Source organism: Kitasatospora sp. NPDC029367 (genome assembly GCF_055569135.1).
On the sequence record NZ_JBVHYH010000049.1, the window covers coordinates 31748 to 49246 of the forward strand.

Consider the following 17499-nt stretch of genomic DNA (forward strand, 5'->3'; position numbering starts at 1 on the left):
CCCGAGGGGCGGAAGTGTGACCGGCAGGACGGGTGCGCGATCCGGGGGCGGACCCGGCGGCGGGGGTGACGGTCGCCGCCAGCCGGTTACCTGAGGGCGGCCCGGTCGTTCGGCAGGGCATGAAGAAACTCGCCACCCTCGCCGCCCTCACCATGGCGGGCCTCGCCCTCGCCGCCCCGGCGGCCTCCGCCACCAGCCAGGTCGCCAGCTCGCCGGACGCCACCGGCGGCCTCACCGACGGTCTCAACCTCTCCCCCGCCGACCTCGCCCTGCAGACCGCGGGCAAGCTCCCGGTGGTCGGGCACACGGCCGACGAGGTGGAGGCCATCGGCACCAACCAGATGTCCCACCCGGGGATCAGCGGGCAGATCGGCTGACCCGTCCGTCGCCCCTGACCCGTCCGTCGCCCCGGGGCGGCCCGCCGCTCCGGGGCCGCCCGGGCGCACGGTGGAGCGGGCGGCCGACCGACCCCCGTGCGGTCCGCCGCCCGCTCCTGTCTGTCGCCTGCTCCCGTCCGACGCCCGGGCCGGGGCTCAGCCCGTGAACAGGCCGTTGAGCTCCGGGTAGGTCAGCCCGCCGTCCAGGGAGGCGTACGTGCCACTCGCGTACACCTCTTCGGCCGCCCGGCGCACCGCCGCGTAGGCCACCTTGGCCAGGCCCGGGCCCAGGCTGATCCGGGCCACGCCCAGCTTCGCCAGCTCGGCGACCGTGGGTGCGCCCGGCGCCGCCAGCACGTTCAGCGGGGCCGGGACGGCCGCGACCAGGGCGGCGACGGTCTCCGGGTCGGTGACGCCGGGGACGAACACGCCGTCCGCGCCCGCCTCGACGTACGCCCGCAGCCGGCGGACCGCCTCGTCCAGCCGGCCCTCCGGCTCGCCCAGGCCGTGCAGGAAGACGTCGGTCCGGGCGTTCAGGAACAGCGGGACGCCGGCCGCGTCGGCCGCCGCCCGGGCCGCCGCGACCCGTTCCGCGGCCTGCTCCGGGGTGTGGTCCGCGTCCTCCAGGTTCACCCCGACCGCGCCGGTGGCGAGCAGCGCGGTGACGGTCGCGCCGACCCCGGCCGCGGTGTCCGCGTAGCCGCTCTCCAGGTCCGCGGTGACCGGCAGGTCGACCGAGCGGACCACCTTGGCGGTACGCGCCAGCACCTGCTCGCGGTCGGCGCCGCCGCCGTCCGGGCTGCCGAGCGACCAGGACACGCTGGCGCTGGCCGTCGCCAAGGCCCGCGCCCCGGCGCCGGCCACCAGCCGGGCGCTCGCCGCGTCCCACACGTTGGCCAGCACCAGCGGCTCGCCCGGGCGGTGCAGCTCCCGGAGCAGCCGGGCCTTCTCCTGCTGGGTGGTCATGGCGGCCCCGCTCACTTCGCGGCCGGGCTCATGCGGGTGGACACGCCGATCCGGTTCCAGGCGTTGATGGTGGCGATCAGCGCGATCAGCTGGGCCAGTTCGGCCTGCTCGAAGTGCGCGGCGGCCTCGGCGTACACGGCGTCCGGCACGTGCCCCTGGGTGAGCAGGGTGACCGACTCGGTGAGGGCGAGGGCGGCGCGCTCACGGGCGGTGAACCAGGGGGTCTCGCGCCAGGCGGGGAGGGAGACCAGGCGGTGGTCCTGCTCGCCGTTCTTGCGGGCGTCGGTGGCGTGCATGTCGATGCAGAAGGCGCAGCCGTTGATCATCGAGGCGTGCACCTTGACCAGCTCGGCGAGGACCGGGTCCAGGCCCTGCCGGGAGGCCCGGTCCACGGCGATCATGGCCTGGTAGAACTCGGGGGCGAGTCGCCCCAGCTGCAGGCGCAGCTCGGGGGCGGGCACGGCGGAGTCGGTCCGGTGCGTCTCGGTCTGGTGCGTCTCGGTCTGGTGCGTCTCGGTCTCGTTCGTCGTCACGGTCGCCAGCCTAGGGGCCGACTGGCCCGCGCCACTGGTGCATTTGCCGCCCGGATCCTTGGGCCACTTCCGGCACGCGAACGGGCGTGCGAGGATCTCTGGTGGATCTTCGCATCTTCGGAGCGGATCGGACCAGCGGATCGGACCAGCGGATCGGACCGGCGGATCGGACCAGGGGGACGGGACCGTGTGCACGGCGTTCATCAGCATCGAGCCGGAGGCAGCGGTACCGGTGCTGCTGCTCTCCGTCCGGGACGAGTACCTCGGCCGCGCCTGGCTGCCGCCGGACCACCACTGGCCGCAGCGGCCCGAACTGCTCGGCGGACTGGACCTCGCGGCCGGCGGCACCTGGCTGGCCGTCGACCCGACCCTGCGCACCGCCGCCTGCCTGCTGAACGGCTTCGGCCCGCTCGCCCCCGCCGACAGCCGGCTCAGCCGCGGCGAACTCCCGCTCACCGCGGTCCGCGAGGGCGGGATCGGCCACCTCGACCTCACCCCGTACGACCCCTTCCACCTCGTCCAGGTCCGCCCCGACGGCGCCCGGGTCACCAGTTGGGGCGGCGGCCGGCTCGCCGAGCACGAACTGCCCACCGGGCTCAGCGTGGTGCTCAACGACGGGCTGGAGGGGATGGCCGCCAACCGCACCGCCTCCGAGCGGATCCGCTCGCTGATGGCCGCCCGCGCCGACCACTTCCGGGCCCGGTTCCGCGCCGAACGCCGGCCCAACCCCACCGCCGACGGCCCGACCGAACGGGCCTGGGGCGGCTGGCTGCCGGTCATCACCGGCGACGGGCTGGCACCGGACGAGGACGCCGCACTGATCCAGCGCCGGGACTTCGGCGACGGGCGGATCTGGGGCTCCTCCTCGATCTCCCTGCTGGCGCTCGGGCCGGACCTGCTGCGCTACGACTTCGCGACCGCCCCGGTGCCCGCCGACGGGTCGGGGTGGCGGCGGGTGGAGGTCTGACGGGACGGACGTGCGTCTTGGTCGGACGTACGTCTTGATCGACCGTCCGATCGTCCGGACGCCTGGCCGATACGGACGTCCGTGTCAGACCGACGTCCGAGTCGGACGATCGTCCGCGCCAAGTCCCGGAAAAGGACTTGAAGCTGACGCTGCGGGAGGCTGCATCGTAGGGCTCCGTCGACCCCTCGCCCCAGAAGGAGGCGCCCGATGGGCCGCCCGCCCCGCCTGTCCGCCCTGCTGGCCGTCGCCCTGCCGCTGCTGGGCGTCCCGCTCGCCGCGACCGCCGGTCTGCTGCTCGGCGCCGCCGTGCACCGGAGCGTGCCGTTCGGCAGTCTGCTGGGCACCGTGGTCGGCGCGCTGTTCGGGTGGGACGGGCCCCGGTGACGCCCGGACATACGCTCGATGAACTTCTGGGAGCGGGCCTGCCAGGCGTCTACATGCCCGTAGTAGCTTCGCGGTGGCCACCGGGATCGGGCGGCCGCAGACCCCGAGCGAAGGTGCGCGATGTCCACCCTGACCTACCCGGAAGCGATAGGCGTCGGCCTGCTGCAGGGTGTGACGGAACTCTTCCCGGTCTCCAGCCTGGGCCACAGCATCCTGCTCCCGGCCGTGCTCGGCGGGAAGATCCAGCAGGACCTCGACATGACCGCCGACGGCTCCCCCTACCTCGCCGCGCTGGTCGCCCTGCACCTCGCCACCGCGCTCGCCCTGGTGGTGTTCTTCCGGCGGGACTGGGTCCGGGTGGTCAGCGGCCTGGTCAGTTCGATCCGGTACCGCCGGGTGCAGACCCGGGACGAGAAGCTCACCTGGCTGCTCATCATCTCCACCATCCCGGTCGGCGTGGCCGGACTCGTCCTGGAGAAGGCCCTGCGGCACGCCCTCGGCAAGCCGCTGCCCGCCGCCGTCTTCCTCGCCCTCAACGGCCTGGTGCTGCTCGGCGCCGAACGGCTCAAGCGCGGCGGCAGCGGCCGCCGCCGGGCCGGGTTCGCCGCTCCCGTCGACGAACCCGGCCTCGACCCCGCGATCGCCTCCGACATCCGGCTGACCAGGCTCGGTTACGGCCAGGGCGCCTGGATCGGCGCCGCCCAGATCCTCGCGCTGTTCCCCGGCATCAGCCGCTCCGGCGTCACCATGAGCGCCGGCATCCTGCGCGGACTGCACCACGAGGACGCCGCCCGGTTCTCCTTCCTGCTCGCCACCCCGGTCATCCTGGCCGCCTCGGCGCTGAAGGTGCCCGAGCTGTTCAAGCCGGAGAACTCCTCCGTGCTCGGCCCGGTCGCGGCCGGCAGCGTCGCCGCCTTCGTGGCCGGCTACATCTCGGTGCGCTTCCTCACCAAGTACTTCGAGACCCGCAGTCTGACCCCGTTCGCGGTGTACTGCTTCCTGGCCGGCCTCGGCAGCGCGGTCTACCTCTCGGTCTGAGGCCCCCAACGCAGCTCCGGCGCCCGCCCGTCCCGCCTGTCCTGTCCCGCCCGTCCCGCCCGTCCCGCAGGAAAACCCGCGCGCCGAACGGTCGCCTCGGCGACCATGTCACCGGCAGGACAGGCGACTTCACAGTGGAGGAACGGTGGCAGGACAGGTGCGCGGGGTGGCCGAGGGCAGGGCGGCGGTCGTCACCGGCGGCTCGCGGGGCATCGGACGGGCGATCGTCGAGCGGCTGGCGCGCGAGGGCGCGGACGTCGTCCTCGGCTACGCCACCGACCGGGCGGCCGCCGAGGCGGTGGTCGACGCGGTCGCGGCGGGCGGCGGACGCGCCTGGGCCGTACCGGCCGACCTCGGCGAGCCGGGCGCCGCCGAGCGGCTGATGGCCGCGGCCGAGGAGCGGCTCGGCGGGCTGGACATCCTGGTGAACAACGCCGCGCGCTCCTTCACCCCCACCCCGCTGGCGGACCTCGACGACACGGCCTTCGACGCCGTGCTGGCCGTCAACACCCGTGCCGTGTTCGCCACCGTCCGCTACGCGGCCCGCCGGATGCGCGACGGCGGACGGATCGTCAACATCTCCAGCGTGAACACCGCCCGCCCCGTCCCCGGCATCGCCGCGTACGCCGCCAGCAAGGGCGCCGTCGAGCAGCTCACCGCCGTCGCCGCGGCCGAGCTCGGCCCGCGCGGCATCACCGTCAACACCGTCTCCCCCGGCGCCACCGACACCGACCTGCTGCGCGCCACCAACCCGCCCGAGGCGCTCGACCGGGTCGCGGGGATGACCCCGCTGCGCCGGCTCGGACAGCCCGAGGACATCGCCGACGTGGTCGCCTTCCTGGCCGGGCCGGACGCCCGCTGGATCACCGGGCAGAACCTCCGCGCGACCGGCGGCCTCGGCTGACCGGCGGCCTGGGCTGATCGACGGTCTGGGCTGACCAGCAGCCTGGGCTGACCGACGGCCGTACCCGATGCCCCCGGGCCGTCCGGCGAACTGCCGTACGGCCCGGGGGAGTTGCCGGACGCGACTCAGGCGCCGAGCCCCAGGGCGCCCAGCCGGGCCGGGTCGGTGAGGATGTCCAGTCCGGTGATCCGGCCGCGGTGGATCGTGAAGGACATGACCGAGAGCGGACGGCCCTCGGCGAAGGACACCACGCCGGGCGAGCCGTTGACCAGCACCAGGTGTCCGTCGGCGGCGAACCGGGCGAAGGCGATCGCCTGGGCGGCGACCTCGGCCGCGCCCCGGCGCAGCGCGCTCGGCACCAGCGTGCCGCCGTCGGACCGGGCCACCACCTCCGGGTCCAGCACCGCGAGCAGGGCGTCGAAGTCGCCGCCCCGGGCGGCGGCCAGGAAGGCCTCCACCACCGCCCGCTTGAGCCCTTCGTCGGTGTCGCCGGCCGGGGTGGCGCCCTGCACCCGGCGGCGGGCGCGGCTGGCCAGTTGGCGGGTCGAGGCGGCGGTCCGGCCGAGCACCTCGGCGATCCCGTCGAAGGGCACGTCGAACATGTCGTGCAGCACGAAGGCCAACCGCTCCGCCGGGGAGAGCGTCTCCAGCACCACCATCAGCGCAATCCCCACCGAGTCCGCGACCAGGATCCCGTGCACCGGGTCCAGCGCCGCCGACCCGGTCACCACCGGGTCCGGCAGCCGCACCCGCCCCTCCTGCTCGGGCAGCGGATCCTCCCGCCGGGAGACCCGGGAACGCAGCTGGTCCAGGCAGATCCGGCCGACCACCGTGGTCAGCCAGGCCCCGAGGTTGCGCAGCTCGCCCGCGTCACTGCGGCTCAGCTTGAGCCACGCCTCCTGGACGGCGTCCTCCGCCTCGGCGACCGACCCCAGCATCCGGTAGGCCACGGAGCGCAGTTGGGGGCGCTCCGCCTCGAACCGTGCGGCCAGCAGCTCCGCTTCGGAGTCTTCCTCGCCCATCTGTCACATCCTCGCCTCGGAATCCGTCGGATCGCTGACGGGAACCGACCGTCCCGACCATCCCACTGGTCCCACCAACCCCGACGACCCCACCCGATTCTGCCGAACCCGAAGGAGGGCGGCCACCGCTTCGAGCACATCGGCACCCGCCGCGACAGGTCAGAATGGGGCCCGTGAACGGCTCCTGGACCTCCTTCGGCGGCGATCTGCACCTGGACCTCACCGAGCGGCGCGCTGCCGGTGCCGGCCTGCGGGCGGCGCTGGAGGACGCGCTGCGCGAGGCGGTGCAGGACGGACGGCTGGCGCCCGGAACGCGCCTGCCGTCCTCGCGGGCGCTCGGGGAGGACCTCGGGATCGCCCGCAACACGGTGGTCGAGGCGTACGGGCAGCTCGCCGCCGAGGGGTGGCTCAGCTCGCGGCAGGGGTCGGGGACCACCGTCGCGCGGCGGGCCGTGCCGGTGCGGGGCGCGCGGTCCGCACCGGCCGGGGGGCGGCCGCGGAGCGTCCGGCACGACCTGATGTCCGGGCGGCCCGACCTCTCGCTGTTCCCCCGCACCGCCTGGCTGGCAGCCGCCCGCCGGGCCCTCGCCACCGCGCCGCACGACGCGTTCGGCTACGGCAGCCCGCTGGGCCGGATCGAACTGCGCGAGGCGCTGACCGACTACCTGGCCCGGGTCCGCGGGGTCCGCACCGACCCGGACCACCTGCTCGTCTGCGGCGGCTTCCAGCAGGGCCTGGGCCTGCTGTGCGCGGCGTTGAAGGAGCGCGGGGCCCGGTCGCTCGCAGTGGAGGCGTACGGGCTGCCGCCGCAGCACGCCGTGGTGCGGGCCGCCGGGCTGGCGACCGTCCCGCTGCCGCTGGACTGCGAGGGCGCGCTGGTCGACCGGCTGGACGCCGGCCCCGCCGCCGTCCTGCTCACCCCGGCCCACCAGTACCCGACCGGCGCGCCGCTGTCCGCCGACCGGCGGGCGGCCGCGGTGCGGTGGGCGCGCGAGCAGGACCGGTACGTGATCGAGGACGACTACGACGGCGAGTTCCGCTACGACCGGCAGCCGCTCGGCGCGATGCAGGCGCTCGACCCGGAACGGGTGGTGTACGCGGGCACCGCCGCCAAGAGCCTGGCCCCGGGCCTGCGGCTGGCCTGGCTGGCCCTGCCGGACGCGCTGGTGGAACCGGTCACCCGGTTGAAGGCGCTGGCGGACATCATGTCCCCGGTGCTGGACCAGCTGGCCCTGGCCGAGCTGATCACCTCGGGGACGTACGACCGGCACGTGCGGCGCTGTCGGCTGCACTACCGGCGCCGACGGGACCGGCTGGTCGCCGCGCTCGCCGAGCACGCCCCGCGGGTCGAGGTCACCGGCATCGCGGCCGGACTGCACGCCGTCCTGCAACTCCCGCCCGGTGCAACGCCGGAGGCGGAACTGCTGGCCCGCGCCGAGGCCGCCGGGCTGGCCCTCAGCGGCCTCGCATCGCACCGCGCCGACCCGACGACGCCGGGGGCGGAGGGGGCGGAGGGGGCGGAGGAGGAGGCCGGGCCCGCGCTGGTGATCGGTTACGCGTCCCCGCCGGAGCACGCCTTCCCGGCGGCCCTGGAGGCCCTCTGCCGGGTGCTCCGCGACGCCTGACTACTTGTTGCGGGTGCCCAGTTCGAACAGCAGGATGATGAACCCGGCGAAGAGGTGGCAGCCCACGGTGTAGATCACCAGGCGGTGGTAGACCCGCTTGTTCGCCCACTTGCCGGCGTCGATGGTCTTCGGGCCGGCGGCGGTGTCGGGGGCCGCGGTGCTGGTGGCAGTGGCGCTGTCGGCGGTGCTGCTACCGGCAGTGGCGCTGTTGGCAGCGGTGGTGGGATCGGCCATGGTGATCTCCTCCGAGGTGGTCCGACGGCGGGTCAGTGGCTCGCGGCGGGGCCGCCGCCGAGGCAGAGTTCGCCGCCGGGGCTCTGCAGCAGGGTGTGGACGAAGAGCAGTTCGACGCCGGTGCCGGATTCGGCGGCGATGCAGTGCGGGGTCAGCGAGTCGTAGTGGGCCGAGTCGCCGGGAGCGAGGTGGTGGACGCGGTCGCCGAGGGTGACCCGCAACTCCCCGCGCAGGACGTACAGCCACTCCTCGCCGGGGTGGACCCGGACCACCGCGTCCTGGACGCCCGGCGGGACGTGCACCCGCAGGGCCTGCATGGCGCGGCCGGGGGCACCGGCCCGGCGGTAGCCCCAACCGCCGGCCCGGCCGGGCTCGATGGCACCGCCGCGGACCACCGGGTCCGGTTCGACCAGGGCCTCGCCGAGCAGCCCGGAGACCGAGGTGCCGTAGGCGCGGGCCAGGCCGAGCAGGACGGGCAGCGAGGGCTGCCGGCGACCGGTCTCCAGCCGGGACAGATACGCTGGGGAGAGGCCGATCCGGCCCGCGGCGACCTCCAGGGTGAGCCGGCTGCTGAGCCGGTGCTCGCGGAGGCGGGCGGCGAGGCCGGCGACCTCCTGGTCGTCGATCCGGCCGTCGTCGGCGGGAGTGCCGGTGGCACCGGTGGTGCTGCTGGTCATGTGAACCAGTGGACACCCGCCCTGCCGCAGCGGCAAGAAATTTGCCTCAGGGGCAAACCGCTACCGCTGGTACGGGAGACTCACGGCCGGGGGATGTTCCGCAGGTTGCTGCGCGCCAGGTCGACCATCCGCCCGACCCCGCCGGACAGCACCGTCCGCCCGGCCGCCAGCGCGAAGCCCTTGACCTGGGCGGCGGTGATCCGCGGCGGGATGGACAGCGCGTTGGGGTCGGTGACCACGTCCACCAGGGCCGGCCCGGGCCGTTCCAGCGCCTCCGCCAGCACCTCCCGGACCCTGGCCGGCTCGGTGACCCGCTTGGCCGGGATGCCCATCGCCCGGGCGATGCCCGCGTAGTCCACGTCCCCGTTGTCGATCTCGTACTCCGGGTAGCCGGAGACCAGCATCTCCAGCTTGATCATGCCGAGCGCGCCGTTGTTGAAGACCACCGTCTTCACCGGCAGCCGGTGCTTGGCCACCGTGAGCAGTTCGCCGAGCAGCATGCCGATCCCGCCGTCGCCCGCCATCGCGATCACCTGCCGCCCGGGGCAGGCGAGTTGGGCGCCGATCGCGTGCGGGAGGGCGTTCGCCATCGAGCCGTGCAGGAAGGAGCCGATCACCCGGCGGCTGCCGTTCGGCTGGAGGTAGCGGGCGGCCCAGACGTTGTTCATGCCGGTGTCCACGGTGAACACCGCGTCCTCGGCGGCGACGTCGTCCAGCACCGAGGCGACGTACTCCGGGTGGATCGGCAGGTGCTTCTCGATGTCCCGGGTGTAGGCGCCGATCACGTCCTCCAGCGACTTGCAGTGCTTGCGCAGCAGGCCGTCCAGGAAGGAGCGGTCCGACTTCGCCTCCAGCAGCGGCAGGACGGCCCGCAGGGTGGCCGCGACGTCCCCGTGCACGGCCAGCTCCAGGGCGGTGCGCCGGCCCAGCCTGGTCGCGTCGTGGTCGACCTGGACGGTGTGCGCCTGCGGCAGGAAGGAGTCGTACGGGAAGTCGGTGCCGAGCAGCAGCAGCAGGTCGGCGGAGTGCAGCGCCTCGTGGCAGGCGCCGTAGCCGAGCAGGCCGCTCATCCCGACGTCGTACGGGTTGTCGTACTGGATCCACTCCTTGCCGCGCAGCGAGTGCCCGACCGGCGCGTGCAGGGCCTCCGCGACCGCCATCACCTCGGCGTGCGCCCCGCGCACCCCGGCACCGCAGAACAGGGCGACCCGGCGGGCCTCGTTCAGCAGCCGGGCCAGCTCCTGCACCTGGGACCAGGGCGGCGCGGCCACCGCCTGCTCGGTGAGGAAGTGGCTGCTGCCGGTCGGCCCGGCGGCGGGCAGCGCGGCGACGTCCCCGGGGAAGGCGAGCACCGAGACACCGTGCGAACCCAGCGCGTGCTGGATGCCGACCCGCAGCAGCCGGGGCAGCTGGGCGGGGGTGGAGAGCATCTCGCACCAGTTGCTGCAGTCGGTGAACACCCGCTCGGGGTGGGTCTCCTGGAAGAAGCCGGTGCCGATCTGCTCGGACGGGATGTGCGAGGCCAGCGCGAGCACCGGCAGGCCGCTGCGCTGGGCGTCGTACAGGCCCTGGACGAGGTGGGTGTTGCCGGGGCCGCAGGAACCGGCGCAGACCGCGAGCCGGCCGCTGAGCTCGGCCTCGGCGGCGGCCGCGAAGGCGCCGGCCTCCTCGTTGCGCACGTGCACCCAGCCGATGCCGTCCGCCCGGCGGATCGCGTCGACCACCGGGTTGAGACTGTCCCCGACCACGCCGTAGACCCGCTCCACCCCGGCCTGCCGGAGCACCTCCACCATCTGTTCGGCCACGGTCGCCACGGGCGCACCCCTTCGCCGGGCGCCGGGCGTCGGCCGGGCGCCGGTTGTCACCGGACGTGCCCACCCTCCGGGGTGGGGGCCCGCCCCGCATCCGGAGCGGGCCCGAACAGGCGAGCGAGCGGCGCGGCTACTCCGCCGCCAGGTGGTCCTGCTGGCCGAGCTTGCCGGTCACCAGGCCCGCCTGGGGCTGGCGGCGGGCCGGCTCGCGGCCCGGCGGCTGGACGCAGCGCTCCTGGGCGGGCGGGACGGTGGTGGGCACGGTGACCGGGGAGCCGGCCTTGACCTGGACCGTCTCGCCGTCGTGCCGCAGGTGGATCACCTCGCCGCGGCGCAGGGTGTAGGTGGTGCCCTCGTGGGTGATCCGGACGCCGAGCAGGTGGCCGCGGACCAGCAGCGAGAAGCTCAGCCGCATCAGCCCGGAGGGCAGCCGGGGCCGGAAGTCCAGCGTCTCGCCGTGGTCGCGCAGCCCGCCGAAGCCGGCCACCAGGGCGATGCAGGCCCCGGCGAGCGAGGCCATGTGCAGGCCGTCGCGGGTGTTGCCGCCGAGGTCGTGGAGGTCCATCAGGGCGGCTTCGGCGGTGTAGTCGTAGGCGAGGTCGAGCTGCCCGACCTCGGCGGCGATCACGGCCTGGGTGCAGGCGGAGAGCGAGGAGTCCCGGACGGTGAGCCGCTCGTAGTAGGCGAAGTTGCGGGCCTTCTGCTCGTCGGTGAAGGCGTCGCCGCGGGTCTGCATGGCGAGCACCAGGTCGGCCTGCTTGACCACCTGCTTGCGGTACAGGTCGAAGTACGGGTAGTGCAGCAGCAGCGGGTACTTCTCCGGCGGGGTGCCCTCGAAGTCCCAGACCTGGTGGTGGGTGAAGCCGTCGGCCTGGGGGTGGACGCCGAGGTCCGCGTCGTACGGGACGTACATCGCGGCGGCGGCGTCGCGCCAGGCGGCGGTCTCCTCGGTGTCCACGCCGAGCGCGTCGGCCTCGCGCGGGTGGCGGACGGCGGCCTCGGCGGCGGCGCGCAGGTTCGTCTGCGCCATCAGGTTGGTGTAGACGTTGTTGTCGGCGACGGCGCTGTACTCGTCGGGGCCGGTGACGCCCTCGATCCGGAACCGGCCGGCGCTGTCGTGGTGGCCGAGCGAGCGCCACATCCGGGCGGTCTCCACCAGGAGTTCGAGGCCGTACTCGCGCTCGAACTCCGCGTCCCCGGTGGCCCGGACGTACCGGGCGACGGCGGCGGCGATGTCGGCGCCGATGTGGAAGGCCGCGGTGCCGGCCGGCCAGTACCCGGAGCACTCCTCGCCGCGGATCGTCCGCCAGGGGAACACCGCACCGGCCAGGCCGAGTTGGGCGGCGCGTTCGCGGGCCAGCGGGAGCGTGGTGTGCCGCCAGCGCAGCGCCTGGTTGACGGCGCCGGGCAGGCAGTAGGTGAGCACCGGCAGGACGAAGGTCTCGGTGTCCCAGAAGCTGTGCCCGTCGTAGCCCGGGCCGGTCAACCCCTTGGCGGGGATGGCGCGTTCCTCGCTGCGGGCACCGGCCTGGAGGACGTGGAAGACGGCGAACCGGACGGCCTGCTGGAGTTCGACGTCGCCCTCGATCTCGATGTCGCTGGTCTCCCAGAACTCCATGAGGTAGTCGGCCTGTTCGGCGACCAGGCCGTCCCAGCCGGTGTACCGGGCGGCGTTCAGCGCGGCCTCGACCTGGTCCCGGACGGCGGGCAGCGAGCGGGTGCCGGACCAGCCGTAGGACATGAACTTGACCAGCCGCAGCCGCTGTCCGGGCGCCAGCACGGTGGTGACGCTGATCCGGCAGTGGTCGGCCTCGGCCTCGGCGACGGTGTCCAGCCGCTCCGGGCCCTCGATCACGTGGTCCATCCCGGCGGCGACCCGGATGCCGCTGAACCTGGTGCGGTGCACCAGCACGGCCTTGGTGCCGCTCGCGTGGTGCGCCTCGGCCTGCAGCGGCGCCTCCAGCACGGCGGAGGCCCGCGGGTCGCCCTCGGGACCGCCGGGCAGCTGCTCGTTGGCGACCAGTTCGGACTGGAGCACGATCCGCACCGGCCCGTCCACCGCCTCGACGGTGTACTCCACGGCGGCGATGGCCCGTTGGGTCAGCGAGACCAGCCGGGAGGAGCGCACCCGGATGGTCCGCCCGGCCGGGGAGGTCCATTCGCACTCCCGGTGCAGCACGCCCTCGCGGAAGTCCAACCAGCGGGTGTGGCTGACCAGTTCGCCGTAGCGCAGGTCGAAGGGCTCGTCGTCCACCAGCAGCCGGATGATCTTGCCGTTGGTGATGTTGATGACGCTCTGGCTGGACTCCGGGTAGCCGTAGCCGCCCTCGCCGTAGGGCAGCGGGCGCAGTTCGAAGACGCCGTTGAGGTAGGTGCCGGGCAGGCCGTGCGGCTCGCCCTCGTCCAGGTTGGCGCGCAGGCCGATGTGGCCGTTGGAGAGCGCGAAGACGGACTCGGCGCGGGCCAAGGAGGCCGGTTCCAGGCCGTGTTCGGTGATCTGCCAGGGATCGATGGTGAAGTTGTCCGCCGGGCTCATGCCTGCTCCCCCTCGTCCTCCGACAGCAGTTCGGCGAGGTCGTCGACGACCACGGTGGCACCGTCGCGGCGCAGTTCGGCGGCCTGCCCGGTGCGGTTGACGCCGACCACCGCGCCGAAGCCGCCGGCCCGGCCGGAGGCGACCCCGGCCAGCGCGTCCTCGAAGACGGCGGCGTGCGCGGGCTCGACGCCCAGCTCGCGGGCCGCGTACAGGTAGGTGTCCGGGGCGGGCTTGCCGGGCAGGGCCCGCTGCTTGGCGACCACGCCGTCCACGATCACGTCGAACAGGTCCAGGATGCCCGCCGAGCGCAGCACGTCCCGGCAGTTGGCGCTGGAGGAGACCACCGCGCGGGGCAGTCCCAGCTCGCGCAGCCGGTGCACGTACGCGACCGAGCCCTCGTACGGGGCGACGCCCTGCTCGCGGATCAGCCGCAGCACGGTGTCGTTCTTGGCCCGGCTGACGCCCTGCAGGGTGCGGGTGTTCGGCGGGTCGTCCTCGGTGCCCTCGGGCAGGTCGATGCCCCGGCTCCGCAGGAAGGCCCGGGTGCCGTCCAGCCGCGGGCGGCCGTCCACGTAGGTGTCGTAGTCGGTGACGGCGTCGAAGGGGACGAACGGCCCGCCGGTGCGGGCGGCTTCGGCGCGCAGGAAGGCGTCGAAGGTGTCCTTCCAGGCCGCGGCGTGCACGGTTGCGGTCCGGGTGAGCACCCCGTCGAGGTCGAAGAGGAAAGCGCGGATGTCGTCCGGTAGCCCCAGCATGGGTGCAGTCTGCCCCGGGAACGCGGGGGATGCCGCCCATTCCCGGCGGCGCGTCGCCGGAAGGGCGGCATCCGGTCACCCGCCGCGTCCGGGGGCGGCGGTTACGGCGAGTCCGGCAGCTGCGCCTCGGGCAGCTGGACAACGACGAACAGCGCGCCCTGCGGGTCCCTGACCACGGCCATCCGGCCGGACTGCATGTCGAACGGCGGCTGGAGCACCGAACCGCCGGCCTTGACCAGGGCGTCCACCGTGGAGTCGGTGTCGTCCACCGAGAAGTACGTCATCCAGTGCGAGGGGGTGCTGGGCTCCAGGTACCCGGGGATCGCCTGCATGCCGCCCACCGTGCGGTCGCCGACGTTCAGCGAGTAGTAGCCGTCCATGCCCTGGACGGTGGCCGGGCGCAGTCCGAGGGCCGACCGGTAGAAGCGGCCGGCCGCCTCGGTGTCGGCGGTGTTCAGCTCGTTCCAGAGCAGCGCGCCGGGCTCGTTGACGACGCCCGCGCCGATGAAGTCCATCGCCTGCCAGACCCCGAACCTCGCGCCGACCGGGTCGGCGGCGACCAGCATCCGGCCCATCGTGCCGACGTCCATCGGCGAGTAGACCATCGTGCCGCCGGCCCCGGTGATGGCGGCGCCGGCCGCCTCGACGTCGTCCGAGGCCAGGTAGGTGGTCCAGCCGACCGGCGGCAGCGGCTCGCCCTCGGGCGCGGACTGCTGCATGATCCCGGCGACCGGGCGGTCGTTGAGGGTGCACACGGAGTAACCGCCGAACTCGGCCGGACCGAGCTCGCCCTGCCAGCCGAACAGGTCGCGGTAGAAGGTGAGCGCGGCCTGCTGGTCGCTCGCCATCAGGTCGATCCAGCACGGGGTGCCTGGCTGGTACGGATCGGTCACTAGGGGCATCGCGGGGCCTCCCGGAGGCGGTGGTGGGCGGCTGGGTCGTCGGACGGGCGGGCGGACGGCCCGTACAACGGCGGTACGACGGCGGTACACCGCCCACCCTCGGCCCGGCACCGGCTTCCCGCCACCGGACGGCGCCCTGGTGGGCGACCGGTGGCGGGGCGGTGGCGGGATGGTGGGCGACCGGTGCCCGGGCCGTGGCCGGGCGGTCACTCCTGGTCGTGGCGCAGGGCGGTGACGAAGAGCGGCTGCGCCTTGCCGCTCTGCGCGTAGTCCTTGAGCCGGACCAGCAGTTCGGCCCAGGTGCCCGCCACCATCGGGACGCCCTCCTCGCTGCCCGGCTGCCAGCCGCCGTGCCGGAACAGCAGCCGGGTGCGGCCGGGGGCGTCGGGCTGGTCGGCGAGGTTCCAGCTGATCCAGGTGCCGGCCCAGTGCGGCGGGAAGGCCCCGGCGTTGGCCCACAGCACCCGGTCCCGGTCGGCCCGCTCGCGGCGCAGCCGGAACGGCTCGGGGACCCCGGGGAAGTCGAGCAGCAGCACCTCGCCCTCGCGGTCCACCCCGGTGGTCCACCAGCCGGTCAGGCCGTCGTGGGTGTTGAGCGCGGCGAGGACGGCGTCCCGGGACGCGGCGATGTCGAACTGCATGGCGATCTCGGGCATGGGGTCCGCCCTTTCGGTGCCGTGGCCGGTGGGTCCCCCGCTACCGCCACCATGGCACGACCCCCGGAGCCACGCGCTCCGGGGGTCGTGCGTGCGGTCGGTCGGCGGGCGGGATCAGCCGCCGCTGCCGTAGGTGGTGTTGGCGCAGATGTCGTCGTCCGCCGAGCGGGCGTCGTTGGTGACGGTGGTGGGCAGCGGCTGCGCGGGCGTCTGGGCACCGGCGGTGGCGGGCGCGCTGGACGCGCCGGCCCCCATGCCGTTGGCCGCGGCGAAGTCCTGGCCGACGATCAACGAGATGCCGCGCGAGCTGCCGGGCTCCAGGCTGGCGCCCGGGAACAGCGCGGCGAGCTTCTCGGCGTTCGCCTTCTGGCTGGAGCTGTACTCGATGGTGGTCGTCCGGTACTTGGTGTTCGCCGCCTGGCCCGCGGTGCTGGCCGTGTACTTGGCGCCCTTGAGCAGGTCGGTCGCCTTGCCGGCCAGGCCGTTGACCAGCGTGCCGTTGTAGACCGCGACCTTGACCGAGGCGTTGGAGGCGTCCGCGGCCGCCGCGGCGGGCGTGCTGGGGGTGGTCGGCTGGGGGGCGGCGCTCGGGCTGGCGGCGGCGTCCGGCTGCTGGCCGGTGGCGTTCTGGCCGTCGATGGTCTGGTCGGCCTTGAGGGTCTCCCAGAGCTTGTTGGCGTCCGGCTGGACCAGGTCGATGTTGGCGTCCTGGGTGCGGTAGCGCCAGGGCGCGGTCACGAACTTGAGGTCGTGCATGTCGATGTTCTTCAACGACAGGCCGAAGGAGAGCAGCTTGTCCGCGGAGTCCAGCCCCGGGTCGACGGTCAGCGACTTGGTGGCCGCGTCGGCCAGCGGCAGCAGGTTGGTGGGGCTGAGCCCGTCCTTCTTCATCTTGGTGGCGAGCGAGCTCATGAAGGCCTGCTGGCGCTTCATCCGGCCGATGTCGGAGCCGTCGCCGATGCCGTGCCGCAGGCGGACGTAGTCGAGCGCCTGCTGCCCCTGGACGGTCTGCTTGCCCTGCGGGAGGACGAGATTGCCCTTCTTGTGCAGGTTGGGGTTGATGTCCCCCTCGTAGATCGGCTTCGGCAGGCAGACGTCCACGCCGTTGACGGCCTTGGTCATCGCGGAGAAGCCGTTGAAGTCGACCACGATGGTGTGGTCGACCCGGATGCCGGTGACCTTCTCCACCGTGTTCTGGGTGCAGGCCGGGTTGCCGTCGTCGCTGCCGCCGACCGAGAAGGCGGCGTTGAACAGGTCGTTGCCGCCCTTGGTCCACTTGCCGTTGGGGAGCTTGCAGGACGGGATCGGCACGATCGTGTTGCGCGGGATCGAGATGCCCACGGCGTGCTTGTGGTCGGCGTAGACGTGCAGCAGGATCGTGGTGTCCGAGCGGGCGCCGCCGTCCTCGCCGCCGCCGAGGTCGGCGTTGTTCTTGCCGCGGCTGTCGGAGCCGATCAGCAGCACGTTCACCGGCTTGTTGCCGTCCGCGTCGGCCTTGGCCTCGGGCGGGCGGTCGGTGGCTATCGCGTCGGCGTCGAAGGACTTGATGTTGGCGTTCAGCTTGTAGTAGATCGCGCCGCCGGCGCCCGCGATCAGCACCAGCACGCCGGCCGCGGACCAGGCGACGATCTTCTTCACGTTCTTCTTGGGCTTGGCGCCGCGCCGCGCCGCCGCCCGTCCGCCGGTGCCGCCGCCGGTGCCGCCGCCGGGGGCGCCGCCGGGGGCGCCGGAGCCGGCGGAGCCGCTGTCCGCCCGGCCGCCGCCCTTGCCCTGGGCGGCGCGGCGGGCCTCGGCCCGGCCGCCGGAGCGCGGTCCGGGCACGCCGCCCGCCGCACCGTCCGCCGGGAGTGCCCCGGGCGCGTCCTCGCCCCGAGCCGGGCTCTCGCCCCTGCGACCTGCCATGCGCGTACCTTTCACCGACGGAAGCGACGCCCCGGACGATCTGGCGCACCGCACCCAGGGAGACGACCCGAACCGCTCCCTGGTTGTACGTACGAAGGTCAGTACAGACCGACCATCGTGGCTTCCGATCATATGGAGATCGAAGGTGATCACCGACCCCCGGTGCACCACCCACCCCGGCGGCCACGGGACGATCCCGTCACAGACCAT

Annotated in this window: 17 protein-coding genes; 6 read left to right on the top strand and 11 right to left on the bottom strand. The window is 74.1% G+C overall.

The annotated features are described in order from the left end of the window. Positions 1-119: 119 nt before the first annotated feature. Positions 120-377: a hypothetical protein gene (locus tag ACZ4W5_RS24610; protein WP_360237929.1), complete on the top strand. Its 258-nt coding sequence runs from the start codon at positions 120-122 to the stop codon at positions 375-377. Positions 378-533: 156 nt separating this feature from the next. Here ACZ4W5_RS24610 and ACZ4W5_RS24615 read toward each other — a convergent pair whose 3' ends face one another. Both ACZ4W5_RS24615 and ACZ4W5_RS24620 read right to left on the bottom strand, forming a co-directional pair. Continuing rightward, positions 534-1343, bottom strand: coding sequence for an isocitrate lyase/PEP mutase family protein (locus ACZ4W5_RS24615; RefSeq protein WP_465656922.1), 810 nt, complete (start codon positions 1341-1343; stop codon positions 534-536). 11 nt (positions 1344-1354) lie between these two features. Further along, complete coding sequence (locus ACZ4W5_RS24620) at positions 1355-1876, bottom strand: carboxymuconolactone decarboxylase family protein (RefSeq protein WP_465656924.1); 522 nt, start codon at positions 1874-1876, stop codon at positions 1355-1357. Between the two features lie 187 nt (positions 1877-2063). On the opposite strand from ACZ4W5_RS24620, the gene ACZ4W5_RS24625 reads away from it, so the two are divergent. The 4 genes from ACZ4W5_RS24625 to ACZ4W5_RS24640 all read left to right on the top strand — a co-directional run bounded on the left by ACZ4W5_RS24625 (position 2064) and on the right by ACZ4W5_RS24640 (position 5169). Next, a complete protein-coding gene (locus tag ACZ4W5_RS24625) occupies positions 2064-2843 on the top strand; it encodes an NRDE family protein (RefSeq protein WP_465656926.1) in 780 nt (259 codons plus the stop codon). Between the two features lie 207 nt (positions 2844-3050). Beyond that, positions 3051-3227, top strand: a complete 177-nt coding sequence (locus tag ACZ4W5_RS24630) for a hypothetical protein (RefSeq protein WP_360237923.1) — start codon at positions 3051-3053, stop codon at positions 3225-3227. Positions 3228-3347: 120 nt separating this feature from the next. Then, positions 3348-4265 carry an undecaprenyl-diphosphate phosphatase gene (locus ACZ4W5_RS24635; protein ID WP_465656928.1) on the top strand — a complete coding sequence of 306 codons (918 nt, stop codon included), beginning with the start codon at positions 3348-3350 and terminating at the stop codon, positions 4263-4265. Positions 4266-4410: 145 nt separating this feature from the next. Next, positions 4411-5169, top strand: a complete 759-nt coding sequence (locus ACZ4W5_RS24640; protein ID WP_360237919.1) for a glucose 1-dehydrogenase — start codon at positions 4411-4413, stop codon at positions 5167-5169. A gap of 125 nt (positions 5170-5294) precedes the next feature. Here ACZ4W5_RS24640 and ACZ4W5_RS24645 read toward each other — a convergent pair whose 3' ends face one another. Beyond that, complete coding sequence (locus tag ACZ4W5_RS24645; RefSeq protein ID WP_402487338.1) at positions 5295-6191, bottom strand: sigma-70 family RNA polymerase sigma factor; 897 nt, start codon at positions 6189-6191, stop codon at positions 5295-5297. 173 nt (positions 6192-6364) lie between these two features. Between ACZ4W5_RS24645 and pdxR the strand changes: the two genes are divergently transcribed. Continuing rightward, on the top strand, positions 6365-7816 hold the full coding sequence (gene pdxR, locus ACZ4W5_RS24650; RefSeq protein WP_465656930.1) for a MocR-like pyridoxine biosynthesis transcription factor PdxR: 1452 nt from the start codon (positions 6365-6367) through the stop codon (positions 7814-7816). Here the strand turns inward: pdxR and ACZ4W5_RS24655 are convergent, their stop codons facing one another. The 8 genes from ACZ4W5_RS24655 to ACZ4W5_RS24690 form a co-directional block, all read right to left on the bottom strand. After that, positions 7817-8050 (bottom strand): DUF6126 family protein, encoded by a 234-nt coding sequence (locus tag ACZ4W5_RS24655; RefSeq protein WP_465656931.1) that lies wholly within the window; start codon positions 8048-8050, stop codon positions 7817-7819. A gap of 32 nt (positions 8051-8082) precedes the next feature. Then, positions 8083-8727: a helix-turn-helix domain-containing protein gene (locus ACZ4W5_RS24660; RefSeq protein WP_360237911.1), complete on the bottom strand. Its 645-nt coding sequence runs from the start codon at positions 8725-8727 to the stop codon at positions 8083-8085. 80 nt (positions 8728-8807) lie between these two features. Next, complete coding sequence (locus ACZ4W5_RS24665; RefSeq protein WP_465656933.1) at positions 8808-10541, bottom strand: pyruvate dehydrogenase; 1734 nt, start codon at positions 10539-10541, stop codon at positions 8808-8810. A gap of 127 nt (positions 10542-10668) precedes the next feature. Further along, on the bottom strand, positions 10669-13074 hold the full coding sequence (locus ACZ4W5_RS24670; RefSeq protein WP_360237907.1) for a glycoside hydrolase family 65 protein: 2406 nt from the start codon (positions 13072-13074) through the stop codon (positions 10669-10671). Beyond that, a complete protein-coding gene (locus tag ACZ4W5_RS24675; RefSeq protein WP_360237905.1) occupies positions 13071-13829 on the bottom strand; it encodes an HAD family hydrolase in 759 nt (252 codons plus the stop codon). Before ACZ4W5_RS24675 ends, ACZ4W5_RS24670 begins: the two co-directional genes overlap by 4 nt. 101 nt (positions 13830-13930) lie before the next feature. Further along, the gene (locus tag ACZ4W5_RS24680; protein ID WP_360237903.1) at positions 13931-14731 is read right to left on the bottom strand and encodes a VOC family protein; all 801 of its coding nucleotides are present in this window, start codon (positions 14729-14731) and stop codon (positions 13931-13933) included. A 206-nt stretch (positions 14732-14937) separates the two neighbouring features. Beyond that, positions 14938-15387: an SRPBCC family protein gene (locus ACZ4W5_RS24685; RefSeq protein ID WP_465656935.1), complete on the bottom strand. Its 450-nt coding sequence runs from the start codon at positions 15385-15387 to the stop codon at positions 14938-14940. Positions 15388-15501: 114 nt separating this feature from the next. Next, the gene (locus tag ACZ4W5_RS24690; RefSeq protein WP_465656936.1) at positions 15502-17289 is read right to left on the bottom strand and encodes an LCP family protein; all 1788 of its coding nucleotides are present in this window, start codon (positions 17287-17289) and stop codon (positions 15502-15504) included. Positions 17290-17499 lie beyond the last annotated feature (210 nt).

Bases quoted from the DNA above. Each gene is read 5' to 3' on its own strand.
- ACZ4W5_RS24675 (WP_360237905.1), bottom strand. From the start codon at position 13,829: ATGCTGGGGCTACCGGACGACATCCGCGCTTTCCTCTTCGACCTCGAC.
- ACZ4W5_RS24615 (WP_465656922.1), bottom strand. From the start codon at position 1,343: ATGACCACCCAGCAGGAGAAGGCCCGGCTGCTCCGGGAGCTGCACCGC.
- ACZ4W5_RS24630 (WP_360237923.1), top strand. From the start codon at position 3,051: ATGGGCCGCCCGCCCCGCCTGTCCGCCCTGCTGGCCGTCGCCCTGCCG.
- ACZ4W5_RS24645 (WP_402487338.1), bottom strand. From the start codon at position 6,191: ATGGGCGAGGAAGACTCCGAAGCGGAGCTGCTGGCCGCACGGTTCGAG.
- ACZ4W5_RS24685 (WP_465656935.1), bottom strand. From the start codon at position 15,387: ATGCCCGAGATCGCCATGCAGTTCGACATCGCCGCGTCCCGGGACGCC.
- ACZ4W5_RS24690 (WP_465656936.1), bottom strand. From the start codon at position 17,289: ATGGCAGGTCGCAGGGGCGAGAGCCCGGCTCGGGGCGAGGACGCGCCC.
- ACZ4W5_RS24670 (WP_360237907.1), bottom strand. From the start codon at position 13,074: ATGAGCCCGGCGGACAACTTCACCATCGATCCCTGGCAGATCACCGAA.
- ACZ4W5_RS24680 (WP_360237903.1), bottom strand. From the start codon at position 14,731: ATGCCCCTAGTGACCGATCCGTACCAGCCAGGCACCCCGTGCTGGATC.
- ACZ4W5_RS24660 (WP_360237911.1), bottom strand. From the start codon at position 8,727: ATGACCAGCAGCACCACCGGTGCCACCGGCACTCCCGCCGACGACGGC.
- ACZ4W5_RS24635 (WP_465656928.1), top strand. From the start codon at position 3,348: ATGTCCACCCTGACCTACCCGGAAGCGATAGGCGTCGGCCTGCTGCAG.
- ACZ4W5_RS24655 (WP_465656931.1), bottom strand. From the start codon at position 8,050: ATGGCCGATCCCACCACCGCTGCCAACAGCGCCACTGCCGGTAGCAGC.
- ACZ4W5_RS24610 (WP_360237929.1), top strand. From the start codon at position 120: ATGAAGAAACTCGCCACCCTCGCCGCCCTCACCATGGCGGGCCTCGCC.